20 protein-coding genes are annotated in these 24,865 nt (G+C 32.1%); 14 read left to right on the forward strand and 6 right to left on the reverse strand.

The genetic code is table 11. The features are described from left to right. Position 1: 1 nt before the first annotated feature. From HMPREF0629_RS02380 to HMPREF0629_RS02400, 6 genes are all read right to left on the reverse strand, one after another. Positions 2-376, reverse strand: a complete 375-nt coding sequence (locus tag HMPREF0629_RS02380; RefSeq protein WP_009221779.1) for a hypothetical protein — start codon at positions 374-376, stop codon at positions 2-4. Positions 377-771: 395 nt separating this feature from the next. Further along, positions 772-1,077: a YbaK/EbsC family protein gene (locus HMPREF0629_RS08060; RefSeq protein ID WP_218015357.1), complete on the reverse strand. Its 306-nt coding sequence runs from the start codon at positions 1,075-1,077 to the stop codon at positions 772-774. Between the two features lie 5 nt (positions 1,078-1,082). Then, positions 1,083-1,259: a hypothetical protein gene (locus tag HMPREF0629_RS08065; RefSeq protein ID WP_218015358.1), complete on the reverse strand. Its 177-nt coding sequence runs from the start codon at positions 1,257-1,259 to the stop codon at positions 1,083-1,085. A 213-nt stretch (positions 1,260-1,472) separates the two neighbouring features. Further along, entirely contained in the window at positions 1,473-3,185 is a 1,713-nt protein-coding gene (locus HMPREF0629_RS02390; protein WP_009221780.1) for a hypothetical protein, read from the reverse strand. Continuing rightward, positions 3,182-4,090, reverse strand: coding sequence for an AAA family ATPase (locus tag HMPREF0629_RS02395; protein ID WP_009221781.1), 909 nt, complete (start codon positions 4,088-4,090; stop codon positions 3,182-3,184). Before HMPREF0629_RS02395 ends, HMPREF0629_RS02390 begins: the two co-directional genes overlap by 4 nt. A 12-nt stretch (positions 4,091-4,102) precedes the next feature. Beyond that, entirely contained in the window at positions 4,103-4,864 is a 762-nt protein-coding gene (locus HMPREF0629_RS02400; RefSeq protein WP_009221782.1) for a TSUP family transporter, read from the reverse strand. Between the two features lie 147 nt (positions 4,865-5,011). Between HMPREF0629_RS02400 and HMPREF0629_RS02405 the strand changes: the two genes are divergently transcribed. The 14 genes from HMPREF0629_RS02405 to HMPREF0629_RS02470 form a co-directional block, all read left to right on the forward strand. Next, entirely contained in the window at positions 5,012-5,203 is a 192-nt protein-coding gene (locus tag HMPREF0629_RS02405) for a hypothetical protein (RefSeq protein ID WP_009221783.1), read from the forward strand. A gap of 45 nt (positions 5,204-5,248) precedes the next feature. Further along, complete coding sequence (gene purC, locus HMPREF0629_RS02410) at positions 5,249-5,947, forward strand: phosphoribosylaminoimidazolesuccinocarboxamide synthase (RefSeq protein WP_009221784.1); 699 nt, start codon at positions 5,249-5,251, stop codon at positions 5,945-5,947. A 1-nt stretch (position 5,948) separates the two neighbouring features. Further along, positions 5,949-7,298, forward strand: a complete 1,350-nt coding sequence (gene purF / locus HMPREF0629_RS02415) for an amidophosphoribosyltransferase (protein ID WP_009221785.1) — start codon at positions 5,949-5,951, stop codon at positions 7,296-7,298. A 10-nt stretch (positions 7,299-7,308) separates the two neighbouring features. Then, on the forward strand, positions 7,309-8,337 hold the full coding sequence (purM, locus tag HMPREF0629_RS02420; RefSeq protein ID WP_009221786.1) for a phosphoribosylformylglycinamidine cyclo-ligase: 1,029 nt from the start codon (positions 7,309-7,311) through the stop codon (positions 8,335-8,337). Further along, complete coding sequence (gene purN, locus HMPREF0629_RS02425; protein ID WP_009221787.1) at positions 8,334-8,885, forward strand: phosphoribosylglycinamide formyltransferase; 552 nt, start codon at positions 8,334-8,336, stop codon at positions 8,883-8,885. Before purM ends, purN begins: the two co-directional genes overlap by 4 nt. After that, on the forward strand, positions 8,882-10,387 hold the full coding sequence (gene purH, locus HMPREF0629_RS02430; protein ID WP_009221788.1) for a bifunctional phosphoribosylaminoimidazolecarboxamide formyltransferase/IMP cyclohydrolase: 1,506 nt from the start codon (positions 8,882-8,884) through the stop codon (positions 10,385-10,387). Before purN ends, purH begins: the two co-directional genes overlap by 4 nt. Before the next feature lie 8 nt (positions 10,388-10,395). Next, positions 10,396-15,303 carry a phosphoribosylformylglycinamidine synthase gene (locus HMPREF0629_RS02435; protein WP_009221789.1) on the forward strand — a complete coding sequence of 1,636 codons (4,908 nt, stop codon included), beginning with the start codon at positions 10,396-10,398 and terminating at the stop codon, positions 15,301-15,303. Beyond that, positions 15,300-16,727, forward strand: a complete 1,428-nt coding sequence (purB, locus tag HMPREF0629_RS02440) for an adenylosuccinate lyase (RefSeq protein ID WP_009221790.1) — start codon at positions 15,300-15,302, stop codon at positions 16,725-16,727. The genes HMPREF0629_RS02435 and purB overlap by 4 nt, the downstream gene beginning before the upstream one ends. A 163-nt stretch (positions 16,728-16,890) precedes the next feature. Further along, positions 16,891-17,553, forward strand: coding sequence for an S-layer homology domain-containing protein (locus tag HMPREF0629_RS02445; protein ID WP_009221791.1), 663 nt, complete (start codon positions 16,891-16,893; stop codon positions 17,551-17,553). A 91-nt stretch (positions 17,554-17,644) separates the two neighbouring features. Beyond that, positions 17,645-18,709, forward strand: coding sequence for a hypothetical protein (locus tag HMPREF0629_RS02450; RefSeq protein ID WP_009221792.1), 1,065 nt, complete (start codon positions 17,645-17,647; stop codon positions 18,707-18,709). A gap of 1 nt (position 18,710) precedes the next feature. Beyond that, entirely contained in the window at positions 18,711-19,547 is an 837-nt protein-coding gene (locus HMPREF0629_RS02455) for a mechanosensitive ion channel family protein (protein WP_009221793.1), read from the forward strand. Continuing rightward, entirely contained in the window at positions 19,541-19,774 is a 234-nt protein-coding gene (locus tag HMPREF0629_RS02460) for a DUF951 domain-containing protein (protein ID WP_009221794.1), read from the forward strand. The genes HMPREF0629_RS02455 and HMPREF0629_RS02460 overlap by 7 nt, the downstream gene beginning before the upstream one ends. Positions 19,775-20,114: 340 nt before the next feature. Then, the gene (locus HMPREF0629_RS02465; RefSeq protein ID WP_009221795.1) at positions 20,115-21,023 is read left to right on the forward strand and encodes a hypothetical protein; all 909 of its coding nucleotides are present in this window, start codon (positions 20,115-20,117) and stop codon (positions 21,021-21,023) included. A gap of 219 nt (positions 21,024-21,242) precedes the next feature. Beyond that, positions 21,243-24,865, forward strand: a 3,623-nt coding sequence (locus HMPREF0629_RS02470) for a VWA domain-containing protein (RefSeq protein WP_039856492.1), incomplete at its 3' end; no start/stop codon positions are given.

Genomic DNA, 24,865 nt, shown 5'->3' on the forward strand with positions numbered 1-24,865 from the left:
TTTATTCGGCAGGTCCTACATAGTGTAGATCGCCTTTATAAACTCCTGCAAAATTATCTGAATCAATTTGATAAGTATATTGTAAAGTTAAATTTCCTATATAGAGTTTTTCATTTTGTGTATGAGGACAATCTTCTATAATTCTTGAAAAATTACCATTGTTTTGATAAATAGTATACTCATATTCAGAAATTACTTTATTCTTGTATTCTCTTGGCTGTGATGACTTTTCTGATAATAAATTAGGCTTAAGTTCCTCGTAAGAGATAACTTCTTTAAATCCCTCGGGAACTTTAGGTTTGTTGTTTGCATATACTGCCATGGAAAACGATATCACCAAAATGGAAGTTACTGCTAACAAAATTCTATTTTTCATAAGTTACCTCCATATCTTCAATCACAAAAACTATAAGGTTCCTTAATATAAGGATATCACTATATTCTTATTTAGTCAAAATTGTTTTTTAAATTTTAAATTATTAGATAGAATACTTGAAATTGGAGTATTATTTATTAATAAATATGTGAATTAAGAGTGCATCTATTCCGTACACTAAGTTGGAGCAGGATATTTTATATAATTTAATTAAAGTTAAAATGACTTTTTATAATTCATACTTCCCGTTTGAAATTTTTCAATACAGGTTTGAAGATGAAATTAAATTGGATTAAAATCGAAAGTGTGAGGATGTGTAATGACTTCTTTAAACTACATGAAAGCAAGTTAAATAGAAGGTAATATCTAAATTGATACTACCTTCTACAGCTGAATTATAATTTTATGATTTTATATTCAAATCCACATTCATTGATAAAACGACACATATCTTCAGTTGTAATAAAGGCTGTTTTTGTATTGTCGTTAACATGAAAGCTCATATATTTTTCGTTCATTATTTCTTCATCAAGAATAATGTTTACATCTTTTTCGAAGTTGTTCAACAATCCGAAAATTGAAACGACTCCCGGAGGAAGCATCAATTTTTCCATCAATTTTTCTTCTGAGCAAAAATGAAGTCCTTTTGTTTCAATAAGTTCTTCAAGAATTTTCATATCAACTCTTTTCATATCGTCCATGACTATTAAGTAATATGCACGATTTTTTTGTTAGCCAAGAATAAGGTTTTAGTCCTTACGCCTTCAATACCTTCGATATATTTATCTGCCTGTTCTGTAGTTAAAGCCGGCGGATGGTCAATTAATTTATAGTTTATATTCAGTTCTTCGAGTTTTTGTAATACTTTTTCATATTCTTTCATAACATACCTCCGAAAATTTAAGAAAGATTTAATTAAAGCAACTTGTATTAAATTACATTTTATCATAAAAAGCAATAAATGTATTTTAAAATTATAATAAATAAATAGTTTATTATCTTGATAAATGGGTAACATATTAATGTGAGTATGAGTATAAGTATGTTTTTTTCATTTTAGTTCTCCTTTCAAGTAAAATAGCAGATAAATTATAGTTCAGTATAGTTTATCTGCTATTGATTTTAGAAAGATCCCGACAATTTGATGAAATCTTTTTAATTCAGTTATATATGCAAAATCATTTCCATAGATCTTTTTTTCCGTTTCTAAATCTTCTTCAAGACCTGTAAATACTCCGAGTACATCAATTCCTTTAAGTTTTGTAATTAATACATTATTGTAAGTGTCTCTTAATGCAAGTTCATCTACATAGTCTTTTATTCCGAAATCTCTTATTCCGACAAGACCAAGATTAGTTTCATCATTCGGTTTTCCGTCAGATAATATGATTAAAATTTTTCTATCTTGAGAATTTTTTTCTATCAAATCTGTTAAGAGTTTTATTGCAAGTCCATCACGATTACTACCTGATGCTCTATATTTAAAAATTTCTTTGTTTTTCAGTTTTGAATCATTGTAATCTCTAAATTTTCTGATTACGAGGTAGTTAAAATAATTATTGAATGAAAAAACTCTTGTCTTTATGTTTAATTCTGTAAGAGCTTCTGTGATTACATAGGCTTCAATTGCAATTTCGCTCTGTCTTTCTTCTTGAGATGCTGATGCATCGAGTAGTATATCGACACTTATATCTCCGTGATAGTCTGTGAAATTTCTCTTAAATATTTTCGAATTGTTTGTGTGTTTGCTTTTCCAAACGGAACCGGCAACTAAGTTTCCGCTAATGCTCGGAATTTCATATTCTTCCGTATTTTTTAATAATGAGTTTTTAATTATTTCAGAGAGGTTTTTGATTCCTCTTTTATAATTCAGTTCATCTTCTTTAAATAAATTTAGATTTTCATTATATATTTCTTTTGCCTTTTGCTCATTGTAGGATAAAGGATTTTTAAATTCACCTTTAGTAAAATGTAAATTTACTTTTTCGTGAACTCCTGTACAAATTTTTTCTTCAAGCTTTTCAACTTCAGATTGTTTCATATACGATATTCCATAGTGTTTTTCAACAGATGCAGTTAGATTTTTGTCTGTTGTTTTTAATGAACGATTTTTTTCTATTGTAAGTTTCGTATTTTCATATTTTGCAGAAGTAAATTCAGCTGATTCAATTGTATATTTTTCGAGTTCTGCGATATCCAAGTAGTTTACGATTAAATGGGCAGATCCATTTTCCTGCATTTCTTTTTTCTTTTTAACTTCTTTAATTATATTTTCTACTTTTTCTGTTGATGGTAAATTTTTATATATGTGAAAGTATTTGTTGAATATTGATTGTAAAAATACTAAAAGTTCAAGTGTATCTTTACTTTTGAAGTTTAAAATATCATCTAATAGAAGTTTTACAGTATTATTTATTTTTGGAATTATTTTGTTTTTTACTTGATAATATGCCATTTCAAGTTCTTCGCCGAGATTATGTGCCGCAGAGTTTGAGTATTTATAAAATAGTTTATTTTCAAATTCACATTTAAAATCACATACACCGGGTCTATTTTTAATTAATTGGTCTATAAGTGAATTTTCCATAGACAGTTCTGCTATTGTAAGCATATCTTTATAATTTGCACTTAATTTATAGTGTGCTTTTAAAAATTTTTCGACATAGGGCATATCATAGTATTTATAGCATATTCCAAGAATGGCTGCTTTGTAGTTTTCTGATATTTCATTTTTGAAAATTGTTAAATTTATTTTAGTTTCATAGTTTTCCGAAACTGTCCATACTAAATTTTCAAGTCTTCCGCTCATTTGAAAAGCTCCGATGAAGAAAGATTTTTTTCAAATAGGGTTTTTAAAATGTCTTCAACTACTTCAGCTTCATATATATCAAAACTTTTATGACTCATTCCCATTTGAATGGCATGGTTAATTGTAAGGCCATATTCCATAAGTGATATTGCACTGATTAGCCCTCTTAGGTCAATTGATTTTGATGAAATTTCTGAATTTAATGATTTTTTTTGTAAATCCATAAAGAATTTTGCGAATCTATTTATATATTCATCTTTTAAATTAGTTTTATCTTTTAAGATTTTGATTAAGTCAGTATTAGTTATAGTAGGCATATCAATTACAAGAAATCTTGAAACAAGAGCTTCATTGAGATCTCTTGTGCCTATATATCCATAGTTCATTGTGGCAATAAATCTTGTTGCCTCATGAAGTTTTAGCCTTCCGTATCCCGGCACATCAATAATTCTTCGATAGTCAAGTGCGGAGTGAACTACACTCAGTGCTTCGTTTTTTGCCATATTTATTTCATCAAATACACCGAATCCGCCGTATTCTGCAGTTTCATATACGGGGCCCTTTTTTAGAATTACTTCATTATTTCTAAAGGTATCAGAACCGATAAGAGAAGATGTATCTGTATTGATATTTAGTGAAATTGTCCAAAGGGGTCTTTTAAACAGAAGTGCTAAATTTTCTGACAGTACATTTTTTCCTGTAGCTTTTGGGCCTGAAAGTAATATGTGATTTCCGGATAGTATTCCTGCAATTGCCTTTTCCCATACATCCTTTCCATAGTATTTGAACTTTGGAGAAGGAACTCTGTAATTTATGTTTTCATCAATTGAATAAAATTTTAAAAATTTATCTACTTCGTTTAATAAGCTTTCGGAAACTCCTTGAGAAAGTAAAAGCTCTTTCATATATCCTCCTAATTAAATAAATAGAATTTTAGCTGCTAAAATACACAGTACAAATAAAATACATGGCCTTGTAAATTTTTGAGCATTTTTCAATGCCAATCCTGAACCTACATAATTACCTGCCATACTTGCAAGAGCTCCTAAAAGACCGAGGGGTATTATAATTTTTCCGTTTAATAGGAAAATTATAAGTGCTGTTATATTCGAGGCGAGGTTTATTATTTTTGCATGTCCGTTTGCAAATTGTACATTCATTTTTGCAAATACAGTGAATGCTAAAATTAAAAATGTTCCTGTTCCGGGACCATACATTCCATCATATATTCCAACTAAAAATGCACTTATAGTTACGGTAATGTATGTTTTTTTATTTATAATAAGTTCGTCAGATGTCGCGGAATCAAAGAATTTTTTGTTCAATACTAAAAAGGCGGCAACAGGGAGAATTATAATCATAATTTTATGAAGTTGGTCTTCTCCTAAGAACATCATAAGTTTTGCACCGATAGATGCTCCTAAAAAAGCTGCTATAACAGCCGGAAATGCAAGTTTAAAGCTTACAAATCTATTTTTTATGAATCTAAGTGTTGCCATTGCAGTTCCGCAAGTAGATTGCATCTTAGTTGTTCCAAGTGCCATATGTATAGGTAGTCCTGCAAGTAAAAATGCCGGAAGAGAAATCAATCCTCCGCCTCCGCCGATTGAGTCTACGACTCCGGCTAAAAATAATAAGGGCAATAATATTATTAGAGCTTTAAATGTTAAATATTCCATAATTCACCTCACGTATGATATATTAACACAAAAATCATATACAAAAAAGAATTACAGTTATTTTATTGTAAAAAATTTAATAAAAATCTTTAAAAATAAAAAAACTATGATATAATAAACTTGTGATAATAGTTTTAGGAGGCTACCATGAAAGGTTCTTGCTGTTTTTCAAGCGGCCAAATTAATAAATTTACAATATTAAAAGAACCTAATCTAAGTGTAAGAAAAATTTCTTACGACTTGGCATTGATAGATAAACTTAGAGGGAAGTTGAACTCTGTTTTTGCGCCTAATAATATTACTATAAGTGTAAGCAAATTTAATAGTCTATTTGTGTGAAAGAGAATCCGTATAGGATTCTCTATTTTTATTGGGAGGATATCTATGGAAAAGTTGTACGAAGGAAAAGCAAAAGAAGTTTATTCTACTGAGAAGAGCAATGAATATATCATCAGGTATAAAGATGATGCGACAGCAGGTAATGGAGAGAAAAAAGCAACAATAGCGGGTAAGGGAGAGTTAAATCTTGCTATTACAACTGCAATTTTTGAGATGTTGGAAGAAAAGGGAATAAAAACTCACTATATTGAAACATTAAATAATAGAGATATGAGAGTTAAAAAAGTTACAATACTTCCGCTTGAAGTAATAGTGAGAAATATATCTGCAGGTTCCTTTGCAAAGAGATTTGGAGTTGAAGAGGGAATAGTTTTTTCTAAGCCTACTTTTGAATTATCATATAAAAATGATGAACTTGGAGATCCTTTGATGTGTGAAGATCATGCTATTGCACTTGGACTTGTAACTAAAGCTGAATATGATTTTCTAAAGGATACTACTCTTGAAATAAATGAGCTTTTAAAGAAGTTCTTTGAACAAATAAATTTAAAGCTTGTAGACTTTAAAATAGAATATGGAAAGACTGATGACGGAGAAATTATTCTTGCGGATGAAATTAGTCCCGATACTTGCAGATTGTGGGATAAAGATACAAACAAGAAATTTGACAAGGATATTTTCAGAAGAGATCTTGGAGATTTAATAGAAGGATATAAAGAAGTCCTAAATAGAATGAGAGGCTAATATGTGCGGTATAATCGGCATTTATTCAAATTCGAATGTAAATAAAAAATTATTTTACGGATTAAATTCACTTCAACATCGTGGACAGGAGTCTTGCGGTATAACTGTTTCAAATGGCGAAAGTCTAAAACGTGAAAAGGGAATGGGACTTGTAATAGATGTGTTTAATGAAAACAGGCTTAATGTGCTTGAGGGAAATCTTGGAATAGGACATGTTAGATATTCTACTGCGGGCGGTTCACATGATTATAATACTCAGCCGCTTATGGCATTTGCCAGAGGAATAGAGATGAGTTTAGCGCATAACGGGAATTTAATTAACCATCAAATTTTAAGGACACGTCTCGAAGAAGATGGAATTATGTTTCAAACAGGAATAGATACTGAGGTAATTTTGTTTTTAATAGCAAGATACTATAAAGGAGATATAGTAGATGCCGTTAAAAAGACCATGGGCATAATAAAGGGAGCGTACAGTATTGTTTTGCTTTTAAAAGATAAGTTGATTGCGTTTAGAGATCCGATGGGAATAAGGCCGCTTGTGCTTGGTCAAACTGAAAGTGGAGATGTAATATTTTCATCTGAAAATGCACCAATAGAAATAATAGGTGCGCAGGTAAAAAGAGACATACTTCCGGGTGAGATTGTAGTAGTAGATGAAAATGGAATTAAATCACATTTTATTGAAGGAGCAAAAAAGCCTAAGCACTGCATATTTGAATATGTATATTTTGCAAGAAACGATGCAACTTTAGACAAGGTTAACTCATATAATTTTAGAAGAAGATGTGGAGAGCTACTGTCAATAGAAGCACCTTGTGATGTAGATTTAGTAGTACCTGTGCCTGACAGCGGTATTCCCTCTGCAATAGGATATTCACAAGAGGCAAAAATTCCGTTTGCAGAGGGACTTGTAAAAAATAGATATATGGGAAGGACTTTTATAAAGCCGACTCAAGAAGAAAGGGAAATGGCGGTTGCACTTAAATTAAATCCACTTAGACATGTAATAGAAGGTAAGAGGATAGTTCTTTTGGATGACTCGATTGTAAGGGGAACTACATCTGCAAATCTGATAAAGAGGATGAGAGAATCCGGAGCAAAGGAAGTACATCTTAGAATTACATCTCCTCCGGTAGAATATCCATGTTATTATGGGATAGATACTCCTAGCAGAATAAATTTAATTGCTGCAAATAACAGTGTTGAAGAGATAAGAGAAAAAATAGGAGCGGACTCTCTTGCATTTTTATCTATGGATGGATTGCAAAGGGCAACGCTTATAAGAGATGATAGATTTTGTAAAGCTTGTTTTAACGGAAATTATCCCGTTGATCCAATAGTTATATAAGGAGATTTTTATGATTGATTATAAGGATTCAGGAGTAGATATTGACTCCGGCAATAGAGCGGTAGAACTTATGAAAGAACATGTTAAAAAAACTTATACAAGTGGAGTTTTTGGAGACATAGGACTTTTCTCAGGAGGATTTTCTCTTGATGAGTTTAAAGATATGGAGCATCCTACACTTCTTGCATCAACTGACGGCGTAGGTACAAAGCTTCTTATAGCACAAAAAATGGATATTCACAATACAGTTGGGATAGATCTTGTTGCAATGTGTGTTAATGATTTAATTTGTCAAGGTGCAAAGCCTTTATTCTTTTTAGATTATATTGGAGCGGATAAAATTATTCCGGAAAAAATTTCGAAGATAGTAGAGGGGATTTCAATAGGATGTATAGAAACCGGAGCTGCATTAATTGGAGGAGAAACAGCCGAACTTCCGGGAATGTATTCTAAAGATGAATATGACCTTGCAGGTTTTAGTGTAGGGATAGTAGATAAAAACAAAATAATTGATGGAAAAAAAATTAAAAGCGGAAATGTTGTAATAGGACTTGCATCTTCCGGATTACATTCAAACGGATATTCACTTGCAAGAAAATTATTTTTTGAAGAATTAAATAAAACATGTGATGATATTTTTCCAAATAGTGATAAAAGTGTCGGAGAGGTTCTTTTAACACCCACAAAGCTATATGTAAGGACGATTTTATACTTAATAGAAAGATATGATATTTTAGGAGTTGCAAATATTACAGGTGGAGGGCTTGTAGAAAATGTTCCGAGAATTATCCCAGATGGATTAGGTGTTAGAATAGACAAAAATTCTTGGGATCTTCCGATAGTTTTTAAAGAAATAGTAAACTCTAAATTAGTGGAGGAAGATGAATTATACAGGGCATTTAACATGGGTGTCGGAATGACAATAATAGTAAAATCTGAAGATTCCGATAAAATTTTAAAAGATATAAATGAAAATACAACTGACAAAGCCTATATAATCGGGGAGGTTATAGAGGGAAAAGGTGTTGAATTGGTATGAGAATAGCTGTTTTTATATCGGGTACAGGCTCAAACTTAAAGGCACTTATTGATGCAAAGAAGCTCAATGAATTTGACAGTACTATTGAACTTGTGTTGTCAAATAAAGATGCCAAAGGATTATTTCATGCATATAATGAAAAAATTCCAACAGTTGTTACATCTGATGAAGATAATATTTTAAATAAGCTTGAAGAATATAAAATAGATTTTATCGTACTTGCCGGTTTTCTTCCTATAATAAGTAAAAATATATTGGAAAAATATAAAAATAGGATAATAAATATACATCCGTCACTTTTGCCTAAATATGGGGGAAAGGGATATCACGGCATAAATGTGCATAAGGCAGTATTTGAAAATAAAGAACGAATAAGCGGAGCAAGTGTACATTTTGTTACGGATGAAATTGACGGAGGCGAAGTAATCATACAAAATCAAATTGATATTTCAGATTGCAGAAGTCCTGAGGAAATTGCAGAAAGAGTTCTAAAAATAGAACATAGTATATTAAAAAAAGCTATAAAAAAAATAGAGGAGGAACAATGAAAGCACTTATTTCTCTAACAGATAAGAGTAATGTGGAATATTTATCAAAATCTCTAAGTGAACTTGGAATAAAAATAATATCAACAGGTGGAACTTTAAAGGTAATAAGAGATTTTGGAGTGAATGCAATTGACATTGAAAGTATAACAAACTTTCCGGAGATGCTTGGCGGTAGAGTAAAAACGCTATCTCCTTATGTGCATGGCGGAATTTTATATAGAAGAGGTTTAAAGGAAGATGAAGATACAATAAAAGAGTATAAAATTTCTCCAATAGATATAGTTGTAGTAAACTTATATGATTTTCAAGGAGCTTTAAAAACGGAAATTCACGAGAGTATAGTAGAAAATATTGACATTGGAGGGCCGACTCTAATAAGAGCGGCTGCTAAAAATTATAAAGATGTTTTGATAGTTACAGATCCGAGTGATTATGAAGAACTGATTGAAAGGCTTAAAAATAATAAAGTTGATATTGAATTTAGAGAGAGACTTGCAGCAAAGGCGTATTCTTTAACTGCATACTATGACTCTATGATTTCAAGATACTTTTTAGAAAAAACAGGAGCGGATTTAAAATATCGTTCGTTTGGGTTTGAAAAAATAAGCAGTTTAAGATATGGGGAAAATCCTTCACAAAAAGCGGCTATATATAGGGATAATTATGTAAACAGCTATCTGTCAAATGCAGAAGTTATTCATGGGAAGGAAATGAGTTTTAATAACTATAATGACTTAAATGCGGCAGTAGAATTATCTGCAGAACTTGGTATAAATACAGTTGTGGCATTAAAACATTCTACACCCTGCGCAGCTGCAAAGGGTAAAAATATTTTAGAGGCGTACAGTAAGGCGTATAATGCAGATCCTGTTTCAATATTTGGAGGAATAGTTTCTGTAAATGGAGTAATTGATAGAGAAACAGCTGTTGAGATGTCAAAAACTTTCCTTGAAATAATTGCGGCTACAGATTTTACAAAAGAAGCTCTTGAAATCTTGACTTCTAAAAAGAATGTAAGACTTGTAAAAATTGATTATAATTTAAAGCAACAGGACATAGATCTGAAATATTTAGATGGAGTAGTTTTAATACAAGACAGAGATACTGCTGAAGATGGTTATGAAATTGTAACTAAGTCTAAGCCGACTGATATGGAAAAGGAAGATTTAATCTTTGCAATGAAAGTTGTAAAGTATACAAAGTCAAATGCCATAGTAGTAGTAAAAGACGGAGCAACTCTTGGAATTGGCGGAGGACAAACATCGAGGGTATGGGCTCTTGAGAGTATAAGAAATAATCATCCTGATAAGGATTTTTCGGGTAGTGTACTTGCATCAGATGCTTTTTTCCCGTTTGATGATTGTGTTAGAATTGCAGGAGAGATTGGAGTTTGTTCAATAATTCAACCCGGAGGTTCTCTAAAAGATAAAGAGTCCATAGATAGGTGTGACGAATTAAATATTTCTATGGTATTCACAGGTAATAGACATTTTAAACATTAGGAGGGACTATGAAGATATTAATTATTGGAAGTGGCGGACGAGAATTTGCCATTGGGTACAATTTATTAAAGAATGATAAAAACAGAGAGCTTTATTTTGCCCCGGGGAACGGGGGAACAAATGAGCTTGGCAAAAATATCAACATAGGTGCTGAAGATGTTGATTCTCTTTTAAATTTTGCGTTGGAAGAAAAGATTGACTATACGGTAGTAGGACCGGAGGCTGCACTTTGTGCAGGTATAGCGGATAAATTTGAAGAAAAGGGTCTTAAGATTTTTGGACCGCGTCTTGAAGGAGCGTTATTCGAAAAGAGTAAAGCTTATACAAAAAAATTTTTAAATAAGCATAATATAAAGAGTGCAAAGTATTTAGAAAGTGATAATTTTGAAGAGGCATTTGAATTTGCAACTAAGCTTATTGAGAAAAATGGCAAGGCTGTATTAAAAGCTGATGGACTTGCAGCCGGAAAAGGCGTTTTAATAGCGGAAGATTTGGGAAAAGCTGAAGATTTTTTAAAGAACGTACTTCAAAAAGGTATTTTTGGAGAAAAAAGAGTAGTAGTAGAAGAATTTTTAGATGGATTTGAAATGTCATTAATTTGCTTATGTGATTCTGAAACTATTATTCCATTACCTACATCAAGAGATCACAAGAAAATCGGAAGCGGAGAAGTAGGATTAAATACAGGCGGTATGGGGACATATGCACCTAACCTTGAGGCGGAAAGTTTTTTTGAAAGAATAGACGAAGAAATTTTAAAACCTGTTTTAGAGGGATTGAAAAAAGAAAAGATTGACTATAGAGGTGTTTTGTTTATAGGACTTATGATAAGCGACTCTGATATAAATGTATTGGAGTTTAATTGCAGATTTGGAGATCCTGAAACTCAAGTTATATTGGAACTTATTGAAAATGATTTGCTGGAGCTTTTAATAAAAACATCAGAAAGAAAGTTGAATGAATTAGAGTTGAAGGTAAATAACAAAAAAGCATTATGCCTTGTAATTTCTGCAGGCGGATATCCTACAGAGTATGAAAAGGGAAATGAAATAGTATTTGACGGTGAAATAGAGTGTAAGGTATATCATGCAGGGACTAAATTTGATACTTCATTAAAAACAAACGGAGGAAGAGTTCTAAATTTAATATACAGCGGAGAAAACTTTGATGATGTTATAAAAAAAGTATATCAGGATGCAGCTAAGGTTCATTTTAAAGATATGTATTATAGAACTGATATAGGTCCAAGAGTAAAGAGAGTTTATGTTACTAAAAAATCAGAATTTGATTATGAATCAAAGGAGCTTAAACAAGAAATTAAAAACTCTTTGGGCATAGAACTTAACGGATTAAAAGTTTACAGAAGATATGATATTGAAATAAGTGATGCAGAACTTGAAAAAATCTTATACACAATATTATCTGAAAGACCGGTTGATGAAATTTATTTTGGAGAAGATGCTCTTAAACTTCAATCCACGATGAAAAGTGCAATAGCTGTTTCATATTTGCCGGGACAATTTGACCAAAGAGAACAAGGACTTTTGGATACAATAGCACTTGTGAACGATGAGAAGGTATCTGCAAGTTCAACAACAGTTTATTCAATAGACGGAGCTGATGAAGATGAACTTTTAAGAATTGAAAAATTTCTTGTAAATCCTGTTGATTCACATAGAGTAGGACTGCTTGGAATTCCTACAACACTTTCAAATAATGCACAAAAAAATAAAATAAACAGAGTTTATGATGGATTTATAAATTTGGACGAAGATGGATTGCTAAAATTTTTAAAAGAAAAATCACTTGCTATGAGTATTGAAGATTTAATCTGTGTAAGAGAATACTTTAAATCTGAAAACAGAGATCCGAATGAAACGGAAATAGCAATAATAGACACATATTGGTCAGATCATTGCAGACACACTACTTTCAATACGGAATTAAAAATAAAATTTGATGAAAAGACGGAACTTGACAGGGCAATAAAATCAAGTTTTGATGAATATTTAAAGCTTAGAGAAGAACTTAAAATAAAAAAACCGATAAGCCTTATGAGCTTTGGAACAATTCTTGCAAAATATCTTAGAGCCAACGGAGAACTTGAAGATTTGGAAGTAAGCTCTGAAATTAATGCTTGCTCTGTAAAAATAAAGGTTAGAATTGACATTGACGGCAAAGAAGAACTTAGAGATTATCTTTTGATGTTTAAAAACGAGACACATAATCACCCTACAGAAATTGAACCTCTCGGCGGAGCAAGTACATGTCTTGGCGGAGCAATAAGAGACCCGTTAAGCGGTAGGGCATTTGTATATCAGGCTATGAGAATTACAGGCAGTGCAAATCCGATGCAAAGCATAGAAAAAACTCTTGAAGGCAAATTACCTCAAAAGAAAATCACAACACAAGCGGCACTTGGGTATTCATCTTATGGAAATCAAATAGGACTTGCAACAGGATTTGTAGATGAAGTTTACCACGAAGGATATGTAGCAAAGAGAATGGAAACAGGAGCGGTTATAGCAGCAGCACCTCTCGAAAATGTAACTCGTATGGAACCGAAAGCAGGAGATTTAGTATTATTAATAGGCGGAAGAACAGGACGTGACGGAATAGGCGGAGCAACAGGTTCATCAAAGACTCATAAGACTACATCAATTCTTACGGAATCTGCACAAGTTCAAAAAGGAAATGCCCCTGAAGAGAGAAAGATTCAAAGGTTATTCAGAAGAAGTGAAGTAGCAAAACTTATAAAGAAATGTAATGATTTCGGTGCAGGAGGAGTTAGTGTCGCAGTTGGGGAACTGTCTGACGGAGTAGATATATATCTTGATAGAGTTCCTTTAAAATATGAGGGACTTAGTCCGAGGGAGATAGCTATATCAGAATCTCAGGAGAGAATGGCACTTGTCATAGATAAGAATGATTTAGATGAGTTTAAAAAATATACAGATGAAGAAAATCTTGAACTTACAGTTGTAGCGGAAGTAACAGACAAAAATAGAATGACAATGTATTATGAAGACGAAGTAATTTGTGGTATGAGTTATGATTTTATAAATACTGCAGGAGCGGACAGAACTCAAAATGTTGAAGTGGTAAGTGAAGATGTTCCGAGTATTCTTGTGAATGAAGATAAAGACCCTGAAAATCTTTCGAAGTATCTTGCAGATTTAAATACAACATCAAAGAGAAATTTGATTGAAATTTTTGATGGAAGTATTGGAAGAAACACCGTTTTATATCCTCTCGGAGGAAAGGGTAAAGTAACTCCTATACAGTCCATGGTGGCAAAAATTCCTTCATTTGACGGAGATGTAAAAACAGTTTCATTGATGAGTTATGGATTTAATCCATATATATCTGAAAGTTCACAATACATTGGGGGATATTACAGTGTAATTGAATCAATAGCAAAGCTTGTTGCAACAGGTGCATCAACGAAAAATATCAGATTGTCATTCCAAGAATATTATGAAAAATTAAAAGATGAAAAATCATGGTCAAAGCCACTTAAATCATTGCTTGGAGCACTTGAAGCATCTAAATTTTTCAAGGCACCTCCAATAGGAGGAAAAGATTCAATGAGCGGTACTTTTGAGAATATAAGTGTACCTCCTACTTTGATATCATTTGCAGTAACTACTGAAGATATTGAAAACATAATATCTCCAGATTTCAAGGCAAAGGGAAAAATAGGTCTTATAAAGGCAAAATACAATTCAGTAGGACTTGTTGATCTTGAAGATTTAAAATTAAAGTTTGAAAAAATCTATACAGATATAAAAGATAAAAATATAATTTCAGCAGTGGCAGTTACAGGTAAGGGAACACTTCCTCAGGTATATGAATCTGCTGTGTTAAATACAGGATTTGATGTTAAACTTGATGATTTATACAGTCCTCTATATGGAAGTTTTATAGTTGAATATTTAGAAGATAGAGATTTTATAGAACCGATTGGTAAATTTAGCGACGAAGTAATAGTAAACGGAATAAAATTGTCAGGTGATAAGCTTGAAAAAGCATATCTTCATACATTAGATTCAGTGTTTAAACCAAAAGAACAAATAAAATTTGCAGGATTGGAAAATAGCAGAATTGAAAATAGAAGAACAAAATCATTAAAACCGGTGGAAAAACCACTTGTAGTAATTCCGGCATTTCCGGGAACAAATTGTGAATGGGATACGGCAAAGGCATTTGAAAATGAAGGTGCGGAAGTAAAAATATCAGTATTTAAAAATCAAAGCAATAATGATATAAAAGCTTCAATAGAAGAATTAGCTTCATTAATTAGAAAAGCTCAAATTTTTGCAATACCCGGCGGATTTTCTCTCGGAGATGAACCTGACGGATCAGGTAAATTTATTGCAAATGTACTTCGTGCACCGAAGATTAAAGATGCAATAGAATATATGCTTGATAAAAATGACGGTTTAATAATAGGAATATGTAATGGATTTCAAGCTCTTATAAAAACAGGACTGCTTCCAAATGGAAATATATGCGAAGTGAAGGAAGACGATCCTACTTTGACATTTAATACATGTAGAAGACATATAGCATCATTTGTAGATACAAAAATTCTTACCGTAAATTCACCATGGCTTACAGAACTTGAACTTAATAAAACATATACAATGCCTGTTTCTCATGGAGAGGGTAGATTTGTAATAAATGATATAAGACTTAAAGAGCTTTTAAATAATGAACAGATTGTAGGTGCTTATGAAGTATCTCCAAATGGTTCAGACTATAATATTGAAGCTATAATATCAAAAGATGGAAAAATACTTGGAAAGATGGGGCACTCTGAAAGAATAGCAGATGGTCTATATAAAAATATGTATAATCTTGAAATACAAAATATATTTAGAGCAGGAGTAAAATACTTCAAGGAGGAAAAATGAATAGAGATATCTATCAAAACCCATTAAATACAAGATACTCAAGTTATGAAATGAGTCATATATTTTCTGAAGAAAACAAATTTAAAACATTCAGAAGGCTTTGGGTTGAACTTGCAAAAGCGGAAGCGGAACTTGGATTAAACATAACATTAGAACAAATAAGAGAACTTGAAGAGAATATAGATAATATTGATTTTGAACTTGCTGAAAAATATGAGCGTGAACTTCGTCATGATGTAATGGCGCATGTAAAGACATATGGGGAGGCTGCCAAGAGTGCAGCTCCCATAATTCACCTTGGAGCTACAAGTTGTTATGTGACAGATAATACAGATATAATACTAATGAGTAATGCAATGGAACTTGTAGAAAAAAAGCTTGCGGCTTTAATAGAAAATCTATGTGAATTTGCACTTAAATACAAAAATTTACCAACACTCGGCTATACGCATTATCAAGCTGCACAGCTTGTTACTGTCGGCAAAAGAGCGAGTCTTTGGATACAGGATTTCTTGATGGATTTAGAAGAAATTAGATATAGACGTAAAAATTTAAAACTCAGAGGTGCAAAAGGGACTACAGGAACTCAAGCATCATATTTAAAATTATTTGACGGTGATCATGAAAAAGTCAAAGAGCTTGATAGAAAAATAGTGTCAGCACTTGGATTTAAGTCATCACTTGCAGTAACAGGACAGACATATACAAGAAAAATTGATTATCATGTACTTCAAGTACTTTCATCAATTGCACAATCTGCACATAAGATGACAAATGATATAAGGCTCTTACAAAACAGAAAAGAAATTGAAGAACCATTTGAAAAGAGTCAAGTGGGCTCATCTGCAATGGCATATAAAAGAAATCCTATGAGGTGTGAAAGAATATCATCATTGTCAAAATATGTAATTTCAATAGCACAAAATCCGGCCATGGTAGAGGCAACACAATGGCTTGAAAGAACACTTGATGATTCTGCAAATAAAAGATTGAGTATTCCTGAAGGATTTCTTGCGATAGATGCTATACTTGAAATTGCAATCAATGTGACAGACGGACTTGTTGTATATGAGAATGTTATAAAGACTCATGTTGAAGAAGAACTTCCATTTATGGCGACAGAAAATATTTTGATGGAGGCGGTAAAGCTTGGTGGAGATAGACAAAAGCTTCATGAAAAAATAAGACAATATTCTATGCAAGCGGCAAGAGAAGTAAAAGAGCATGGAAGGAAAAATAATCTTTTAGAACTTTTATCGGATGACGAAGATTTTAAAATGACAAGAGAAGATATTAATGAGATTTTAAATTCTAAGAATTTTATAGGTAGAAGTGCAGAGCAGGTAGAAGAATTTATAAGGGAAGAAGTAAAGCCTTTAATACAAGAGTACAATACTGAGTATACAGTTGAACTTAAGGTTTAATTTAGGAGAATATTAAAATTTTATATTGGCATAAATTGAATATATTTCAATATTGTTACAAAAACTTGATTTTCTGTAACACAATCTTAAAAATCATTAGACAAATTTGTTGGTATAATGGTATTAGTCAAAGTATATTAACTATAAAAAAGGTGAAGGCTAAATGAAAAGGGGTAGGAAAATACTGTTATTACTTACTCTTCTCTTAGTTTTAAGTTCTTCAAATGTTTATGCTAAAAAATATCAAGATACAAGGGGACATTGGGCAGAAAAGTATATTGATAGTATGAGTGATGCAGGTTTTATTGTAGGATATGAATCTGATATGTTTAAACCGGATAATTATATTTCAAGAGTTGAATTTTATGCAGTTGTAAATTCTATGGCAAACTTGGAAAAAACTTATGCTGTTACTTTTTCTGATGTTACAATTTCCGATTGGTATTATAAGGAAGTTGCAAAGGCAATTAAGGCGGGATATTTAATTCCTACAACAGGAAAGTTAAATCCTGACAGACCGATTACAAGACAAGAAGTAATGGGAATACTTGGCTATATGTACAAGCTTAAGCCTGATGTTTCAGCTACAACTAAATTTAAAGATGCACAGGCATTTTCTGCTGAGAATAGAGGATATGCAGGGGTTCTTATTGGTGTAGGAGTAGTTGATGGAGGCCCGGATCTTCTTTTGAGACCTAACGCCGGTATTTCAAGAGGAGAAATTTGTAAAATACTCGATATGTTAATGGATGAATATGGACTTCCTGACAAGAGAGTAGTGGTTGACAGTAAAATCAAGTTCGGAGATCGTAATCTCTACAATTAAGAAGGAGTGCTATCTGTAATTGATAGGCTCTTTTTTAATTTATGTTTAATGTAGAATTTTTTCTGTGATATAATAACGGTGGAGGTTTATTATGTTTAAGAAATATATAAAGATTATACTTTTAATAATAGTATTTGTGCTTTTAGTATTTTTATTCTTAACAAAATCGAGTTTGTTCAGCAATAAAGATATTGTTTTCGACAGATCTGTAAATGTTACAGATTCGGCATCTGATTTTCATATAAGCACTAACGGGCTTATGATATTTGACGGAAAGACAATGTATATTTGTGATAAAAATGCAAATTTAATAAAGAGTGTAAGCTCAAAGAATAGAGAATTAAAAGTTTTTTTTGCTAATAATTATGGGTTTTTATATGATGAAGATGTCAAAAAACTCTATGAATATAATGAAACAGGTGAACTTGTAAATACATTAAAGCTTGATGAGTATTTATATAATATAAGTTATAAAAATAAAAATATAATTTTACATTTTAAAGGAGATAATCAAGAGAGCTTAAAAATTTTAAAAAGTGATGGGAAATTATATGACTTGTATTCTACATCCAATTATATTTTAGCATATGATGTTTATGGTTCCGGAGCTTATTATGCAATAGCAGAGTTTAAAATAGAGGCAACAGGGCATCAAAATATAGTTACTATTGTAAAAAACGGAAATAAAAAAGTTAACAGCTACTCTTCTGAAATAACTCTTTTCTTAAGTCAAAGCAAAAATAGAACTGTTATGGTAACCGATAAAAAGATGTATATATTTTTTAAAGATAATAAGCAATCTATTGAAATACCGAATATAAGTGATATTTTAATTGCAGATAGAAACATATATTTGCTACATTCAAATATAATTTCAAAGTACAATTTAAATCTTAAAGAAAAATCTAAAACTATTTTAGCGGCGAATGTAGATAGATTAGAAAAAGTTTCCAATTCAATTTACGCATATGGAGATAGTGATATAGGTGGAGACCTGGGTAAAGCCGGACAATTTTATAAAAGGCTTGGAACTTCGGTAGATAAAATTGAAATATCCGGGATAAAAATAGGAACAATGAAAGATGGAAAGATAAGTTTATATAAAGTAATTAACAGCAGAAATTTTAATAAAAATGATGCAGAGGTAGGAATTTGATATGGAAAAATTTGAGAATGTGATGAAATATTTAAAAGCTGAAAATGGAAATTTAAATTTTTTGGGAAAGATTTTTGAAATATGTATAATTTTTCTGGTAGCATATTTATTTTCATTGTTCATATCTTTTATAATTAAAAAAAATTTACATTCACAAAGTATTAAGAAACATAATTCATATATGAGAATTGTAACAATTACTAATCTCTTTATAAAGATGACAAAAATTATAATATATTTTTTAGCTGTAATGTTGACGATTGAAGTTTTGGGGTTTAATTCGACATCATTATTTGCAACTTTGGGAGTAGGCTCAATTGCAATTTCATTTGGGGCACAAAATCTCGTTAAAGATGTAATAAATGGAGTATTTATCATAGCTGAAAATCAATATAGTGTAGGAGATTTAGTTGAGATTTCAAATTATCAAGGATATATAGAAGATATTGGGATAAGATGTACAAAACTTCGTGATTTTGCCGGTGAACTTTATATAATTCCAAATGGAAAAATCGGTATAGTAACTAATAAACAAAGAGGAGATATGAGAGCAAAAATAGTATTTCCTGTTTCCATAAAAGAAGAACCTAAAAATATAATAGAACTTATAAGAGAAAATATAGGATATTTAAAAGATGATGACAGAATTTTAAAAGGACCTGACGTTTGGGGAGTTACAAATAATACGGATAGAGGATATGAAATAACAGTTGCAGTTTATGCAAAACCCGGAGAACAATTTAAAGTGGAATATGAAATAAGACAAAAAGTGGTGGAAGCATTTATTAAAAATAAAGTTGAGCTTCCAATCGTAAAAGCGGAGGTAAATCAATGTTAGTATATGAAGTTGGAGATGTCGTAACACTGAAAAAAGGGCATCCCTGCGGAGAAAATAAATGGGAGATACTAAGAACCGGTGTAGACATTAAGCTTAAATGTCTTGGCTGTGACAGACAGATTTGGATAAGTAGAATTGATTTTGAAAAGAGAATTAGGAAAATAAAAGAAGGAGAAAAGTTCATAAGCATAATTCATCATAAGAAAGATGATAAAGAAACCAAATAAAAGATGCGGTAATTTTTTGTACCGACCCCAAAAAGTTAGACCAAAAAAAATCTAACGATTGGAGGTCGGTATTTTTATGTCAAAATATTCTTATATACAGGGATGCCGAAGGCAACATTTGTGTATTACAAGAGAGATTTAATAAGAAAAAATCCGGGTGGGAATTAGAAGAAAAGATTATTAAAATTCGTAATAATCATAAGTATTATAGATACCGTCAAATGTTTGATTAATTATACAATCATCTTTTTGTTTACAAATATTAAGAAATTTTTAAAAAGATTAAGAAATCAAGATTTTGTTATGAAGTATGATATAATGTTATACGAAGAGGTTTAATATGAAAAAAATATATTTATTAATTTTAATTTTGATTTTAATTTCGTTTGAGGTAAGTGCAAAAGAAATAGATGTGAATTTGGAGTATCAGCTTGTAAAAATAAATGATACTGTAAAAAATATACCTGCATATAAAGTAGAAGGATATAGCTACTATAGGATTAGAGATATAGCATCAGCATTAAATAAAACAAATAAGAGATTTGATGTGAGCTATGATGTTCAAAAAAATAAAATTGATTTAATTCGTGGAAGGGAATATCAGGAAAATTTACTTTTGATATACTCTAAAGTTGAAAAGACGAATCTAATTACAACAAAGCTTTATATTGATGGAAGACCGATAATTTTCAGTTCAATAAATATTAATGGATATAATTATTTTAGAATTAGAGATTTGGCATCTGTATTAGATTTTAATGTTGAATATGATAATATAAAAAAAATGATAGTTATAAATACTGCGACCGGATATAAATCTTTGGGTAATGATTATTTAAAAGCACCACAGTATACTGATTTAAAAACTGATAAAGAATTCTACTCATCTATTTCAAAAAGTTATGCTGACTTATATGAAGTTCAAAAAAGTGTGATGGAAGATTTGAAATTTAACGGAACTAATTATTCAAAATTAGTTTCTTTAAAAAACTCTCTCTTTTCATTTGAAAATTATTATAACAGTATATTAGATTCAAGTTATTTAAAAGGTAATGAGAAGATTAAAAGAATGTATGAGGAATTTTTAGATAGTTTTAAATTGCAAAATAGAGATTACTATTTATTAGTTACTTCTATTGAAAGTACAGACAAGAATTCTGAATTGGATAGTATAAAGATATATGAAAACAGTTTTAATAAAGTAAAAGAAAATTTTGTAAAGCTTACAAATGAGTTATCACAAAAATAAATAAAAGGTAGAAATAAACTTAGCAGTTATTTCTACCTTTTTAATTTTCTTTTAAAATTGTCGATTGCCATACTACAAACTGAATAGCTATAAAGAAAATTATTGCGACTAAGGTTAAGAATATTTATTTTAATATATATTTTAGTCAACAATTGTTATATAATAATATTGACTATGTATGTATGCTGAATGGCAGGAAAATTATTAAGGAGGAAAAAGATGAAAGATAATAAAAAAACTATTACAAAAAAGCTTTTAGCTTTTACATTAGCATTTATTTTACTTATGACATCGTTGCCGTTAAATGTTTTTGCTGAAATGGAAAATGAGTCAAATAGTAATTTCATCGAAGAAAATGCAGGAGAAGTAAAAAATCCTGTAGGTATAGGAAAAAACTCTAAAGAAGAAAATTTTGAAGAGATTGAAGCTACTGATTTAGATGTGGATTCAATCAAAGGCGAAAAAGCTAAGGAAAGCCCATATCAAGCGGCTAAAAATCCGGACAACTTAGTTGGGAATGAAATTCCGGATGGAACAATTAACTATGGACCATTTGAAGAAACTAAAATATTTAAAGTTTCAGGTAATATGATTAGAAATGCCGAAAATAGAGAATCATCAGCGCCTCAATGGGTTCAAAATTTAATTAATCCCGGCGGAACACTTGATCCTGATTTAGTAAATGAGGGTTCTGTAAAGGCATATAAGCCGGTTGTGGAAGAAGACCCAAATATAGCTAACAAGTGGACAGTAAAGATGCTTGTAGCGGCAAGGGATTCTGTTAAAACCTCTAAGATTGTACTGGTCATAGATACATCAGGCAGTATGAAAGACTTTGGGCGTATGAAGGGTGCAAAAAACGCCGCTAATGCCTTTGTTGACAATGTGTTAGACGGCTCACAAAGTACACAAATAGGTATTGTGCGTTTTGCCTCAAATGTTAGCATTGTATCAGATTTTACAAGCAATAAAGCCAAATTGCATAGTGCGATTAATGCTTTATCAGCTGAAGGCGGAACCTTTACTCAAGCCGGAGTAAAGCAAGCCAGAACAATGCTTGCCGGATCCGGTGCAGATAAGAAATATATGGTCGTGCTTTCAGATGGTGTGCCGACATTCAATTACAAAATATCTCATCCAAATAATTATTTGATTGATGGAGGACCGGGAAGTCATACCCATGAGAAACAAACAGGTAAGCAGTTGCCGGAAAATGAATTTTTATACAACGAGTCAGCTACCGGATCAGGCAACAGCATGTGGAAACAATATGAAAGAGTGAAGATTGGTGGAGGAATATTCCCAACCTACGAATATCATTATTACAACAGCGGAAACTGCGCCATTGCCGAGTCCGGCTTTGCAAAAGCCGCCAATATGCGTGTATTTACAGTTGGATTACAAACAGATGCAACGGGAAGCGGGGTTCTTCGTGATATTGCATCTGCTCCCGGAGATTTTACAGAGGTAACAGATGTAAGCCAACTAACTCCTGTATTTGAACAAATAGCAGCACAAATACTAAAAACTGTAAATCAAGCAACAGTAAATGTTAACTTTAATACAGGATTCCAGTTGCCGGATGATTTTGATCCCGCAACAGCAGGGCATTCACCCGGCTCAGAAATTACAGTAGTTGATGGAAAGCCGAAATGGACAATGGCAACAGTAGCCACAGTATTTGATGAAAATGATCCGTCATTAAAGTATGAGTATATAACATATACCGTGACAATAAATGATGCTATTTTAAAAAATAACAGTCCTGAAAATGGAATTAATCCGTTAGGTCAAATCTCTATGACCTATACAGACCAGAATGGGAATCCACAAACAACAGATTTTCCTGAAACTCAAGTAACACCTAAACTGTTTGTATTGAATAAGGTTGTTACAAACAATGCAGGTGGAGCGGCAGTGGATTCAGATAAGCGTGAATTCCAATTTAAGGTGGAAAAAGTCGTCGGAAGTGGATATACTTACCACGAAACTATCGGTCTAAGACCCGGCGAACAAAAAATCATTCACAATCCTGATAAAAATGCAGATTATCGTGTATATGAACTTAGAACTGCAAAGGTATATGATGAAAATAATGAAAATCCATTAAACTTTAATGTTACGACCTATTATAATAAATTTGAAGTAACGGCAAATGGTGATTTACCAACGACAACCGGTGATGCACCGGCAGGCGACGGTATAGGTAAATCTATTACGGGTTCAATACTCGGTGGAACAGCAGGAAAACGACTGAACGTTACCTTTAAAAATTGGGAAGAAGAAGAGGCCAGAGCTAAGATCAGTATCCATAAGATTGTAGAGCAATCTAGGGGAATAAGCAGACAAACTCCTCCAACCTTTACAATTAATTTGAAGAGGAAAGCAGGAGTAGTTCCGGGAATGGAAAATGAACATAACTGGGATCAAACGGTAGGAATGAATCAAACAGTAACAATTCCTCACATGATGAGATTTACAACCTATATAGTGACAGAAAAAGATTTAGCAAGTATATTGCCATATGCTCCGAAATTAGGGGAACAAGGCAAAGAAGTGGAAATAACCCTATATAAAGTAACTGCAGGAGGAGCATTAGGACAGGTTATTGACTTTACTAATGTCTATAATTCGAGTGCAACAGTAAATGTAACAGCTACTAAAACTTGGGAAAATGGACCGGATGCAGATCATACCGCACCGGTATTTGAATTATATGCAGATGGAAATAAGGTTGAAGGTGTAACTCCGACAATTGTACCATCAAGCGGTACAGCAACCAGCTTTACCTATACTTGGACTGTACAGGCTATTAATGCAACTACACATTTGCCAATAGAATATACAGTAAAGGAAGCAGGCGTAGGTGCGGATAACAAGATAACAGTAAATAATCATATCTATACAGTAAGTCAGCATGGCAATGAAATTACCAACACTTATGAAATACCGAATAACGGTACATTTACAGCCACAAAAGTATGGTCAGGAGATGAAAAAGTAACAAGACCAACTATGAATTTTGAGTTGTGGCGAAGAATTGGAAATGCAGCAGGCGAACAGGTACCGGGAGCAGAAGTTAAAGAAATAAACGGAAGCATAACAACTGCAACTTGGACAGGCTTAGAAACTACAACTGCAGCAGGTGATGAGTATACATTCTATGTAAAAGAAAGCCTTAAGAATCCGGGAGATGTCAACAACGACAACTGGATATTGGGTGAATTTAATACTCAAAACAATAGTATTACCAACACCGTCAAGACAGGCGACGAAAATCTAGGCAAGCTGACAGTAGCTAAGAAGCTGTTAGAAACAGGAAACGGAGTAAGAGCCTTAAGAGGAACTCCAATTAAGTTCAGCTTCAAGGTGACAGGTCCTGCGAACTATGAAGAAACCTTTGAATTGGCACCGGGCGAAAGCAAAGTATTAACAGGCCTATACTTTGGAGAATACAAAGTAGAAGAAACTAACACACAAGGTTACACAGCAACATATTCAGTAGCAGACGGAAAAGTAACACTAAAAGCTACTGAAAAAGAAAAAACAGTAGAAGTAATCAACACAAGCGGCGGACAAGGAACAGTAGTAGAAAAGACATTAGAAAAAGTATGGGTAAACGGACCGAAACCAACTGTAACAATAGAGCTTTGGAGAAAGAACAACGTAGAAGGTGCAGACAAAATCGATGAAAAAGTAGATGAATTTATAGTACCTGCAAATGCAAATGGAAATGATCTAAAGAAGACTTTCACAAACTTGGCAAAACACGATCCGAAGGGAAATGAATTTGAATACTACGCAAAAGAAGAAAACGTACCTGCAAACTATACAAAAGCAAT

The sequence above is a fragment of the Peptoniphilus sp. oral taxon 386 str. F0131 genome (assembly GCF_000090945.1).
GTDB classification, from domain to species: Bacteria; Bacillota; Clostridia; order Tissierellales; family Peptoniphilaceae; genus Anaerosphaera; species Anaerosphaera mikwangii.

Bases quoted from the DNA above. Each gene is read 5' to 3' on its own strand.
- HMPREF0629_RS02390 (WP_009221780.1), bottom strand. From the start codon at position 3,185: ATGAGCGGAAGACTTGAAAATTTAGTATGGACAGTTTCGGAAAACTAT.
- purB (WP_009221790.1), top strand. From the start codon at position 15,300: ATGAATAGAGATATCTATCAAAACCCATTAAATACAAGATACTCAAGT.
- HMPREF0629_RS08065 (WP_218015358.1), bottom strand. From the start codon at position 1,259: ATGAAAGAATATGAAAAAGTATTACAAAAACTCGAAGAACTGAATATA.
- HMPREF0629_RS02460 (WP_009221794.1), top strand. From the start codon at position 19,541: ATGTTAGTATATGAAGTTGGAGATGTCGTAACACTGAAAAAAGGGCAT.
- HMPREF0629_RS02435 (WP_009221789.1), top strand. From the start codon at position 10,396: ATGAAGATATTAATTATTGGAAGTGGCGGACGAGAATTTGCCATTGGG.
- purC (WP_009221784.1), top strand. From the start codon at position 5,249: ATGGAAAAGTTGTACGAAGGAAAAGCAAAAGAAGTTTATTCTACTGAG.
- HMPREF0629_RS02395 (WP_009221781.1), bottom strand. From the start codon at position 4,090: ATGAAAGAGCTTTTACTTTCTCAAGGAGTTTCCGAAAGCTTATTAAAC.
- HMPREF0629_RS02405 (WP_009221783.1), top strand. From the start codon at position 5,012: ATGAAAGGTTCTTGCTGTTTTTCAAGCGGCCAAATTAATAAATTTACA.
- HMPREF0629_RS08060 (WP_218015357.1), bottom strand. From the start codon at position 1,077: ATGGACGATATGAAAAGAGTTGATATGAAAATTCTTGAAGAACTTATT.
- purF (WP_009221785.1), top strand. From the start codon at position 5,949: ATGTGCGGTATAATCGGCATTTATTCAAATTCGAATGTAAATAAAAAA.
- purH (WP_009221788.1), top strand. From the start codon at position 8,882: ATGAAAGCACTTATTTCTCTAACAGATAAGAGTAATGTGGAATATTTA.
- HMPREF0629_RS02450 (WP_009221792.1), top strand. From the start codon at position 17,645: ATGTTTAAGAAATATATAAAGATTATACTTTTAATAATAGTATTTGTG.
- HMPREF0629_RS02465 (WP_009221795.1), top strand. From the start codon at position 20,115: ATGAAAAAAATATATTTATTAATTTTAATTTTGATTTTAATTTCGTTT.
- purM (WP_009221786.1), top strand. From the start codon at position 7,309: ATGATTGATTATAAGGATTCAGGAGTAGATATTGACTCCGGCAATAGA.
- HMPREF0629_RS02455 (WP_009221793.1), top strand. From the start codon at position 18,711: ATGGAAAAATTTGAGAATGTGATGAAATATTTAAAAGCTGAAAATGGA.
- HMPREF0629_RS02380 (WP_009221779.1), bottom strand. From the start codon at position 376: ATGAAAAATAGAATTTTGTTAGCAGTAACTTCCATTTTGGTGATATCG.
- HMPREF0629_RS02445 (WP_009221791.1), top strand. From the start codon at position 16,891: ATGAAAAGGGGTAGGAAAATACTGTTATTACTTACTCTTCTCTTAGTT.
- HMPREF0629_RS02400 (WP_009221782.1), bottom strand. From the start codon at position 4,864: ATGGAATATTTAACATTTAAAGCTCTAATAATATTATTGCCCTTATTA.
- purN (WP_009221787.1), top strand. From the start codon at position 8,334: ATGAGAATAGCTGTTTTTATATCGGGTACAGGCTCAAACTTAAAGGCA.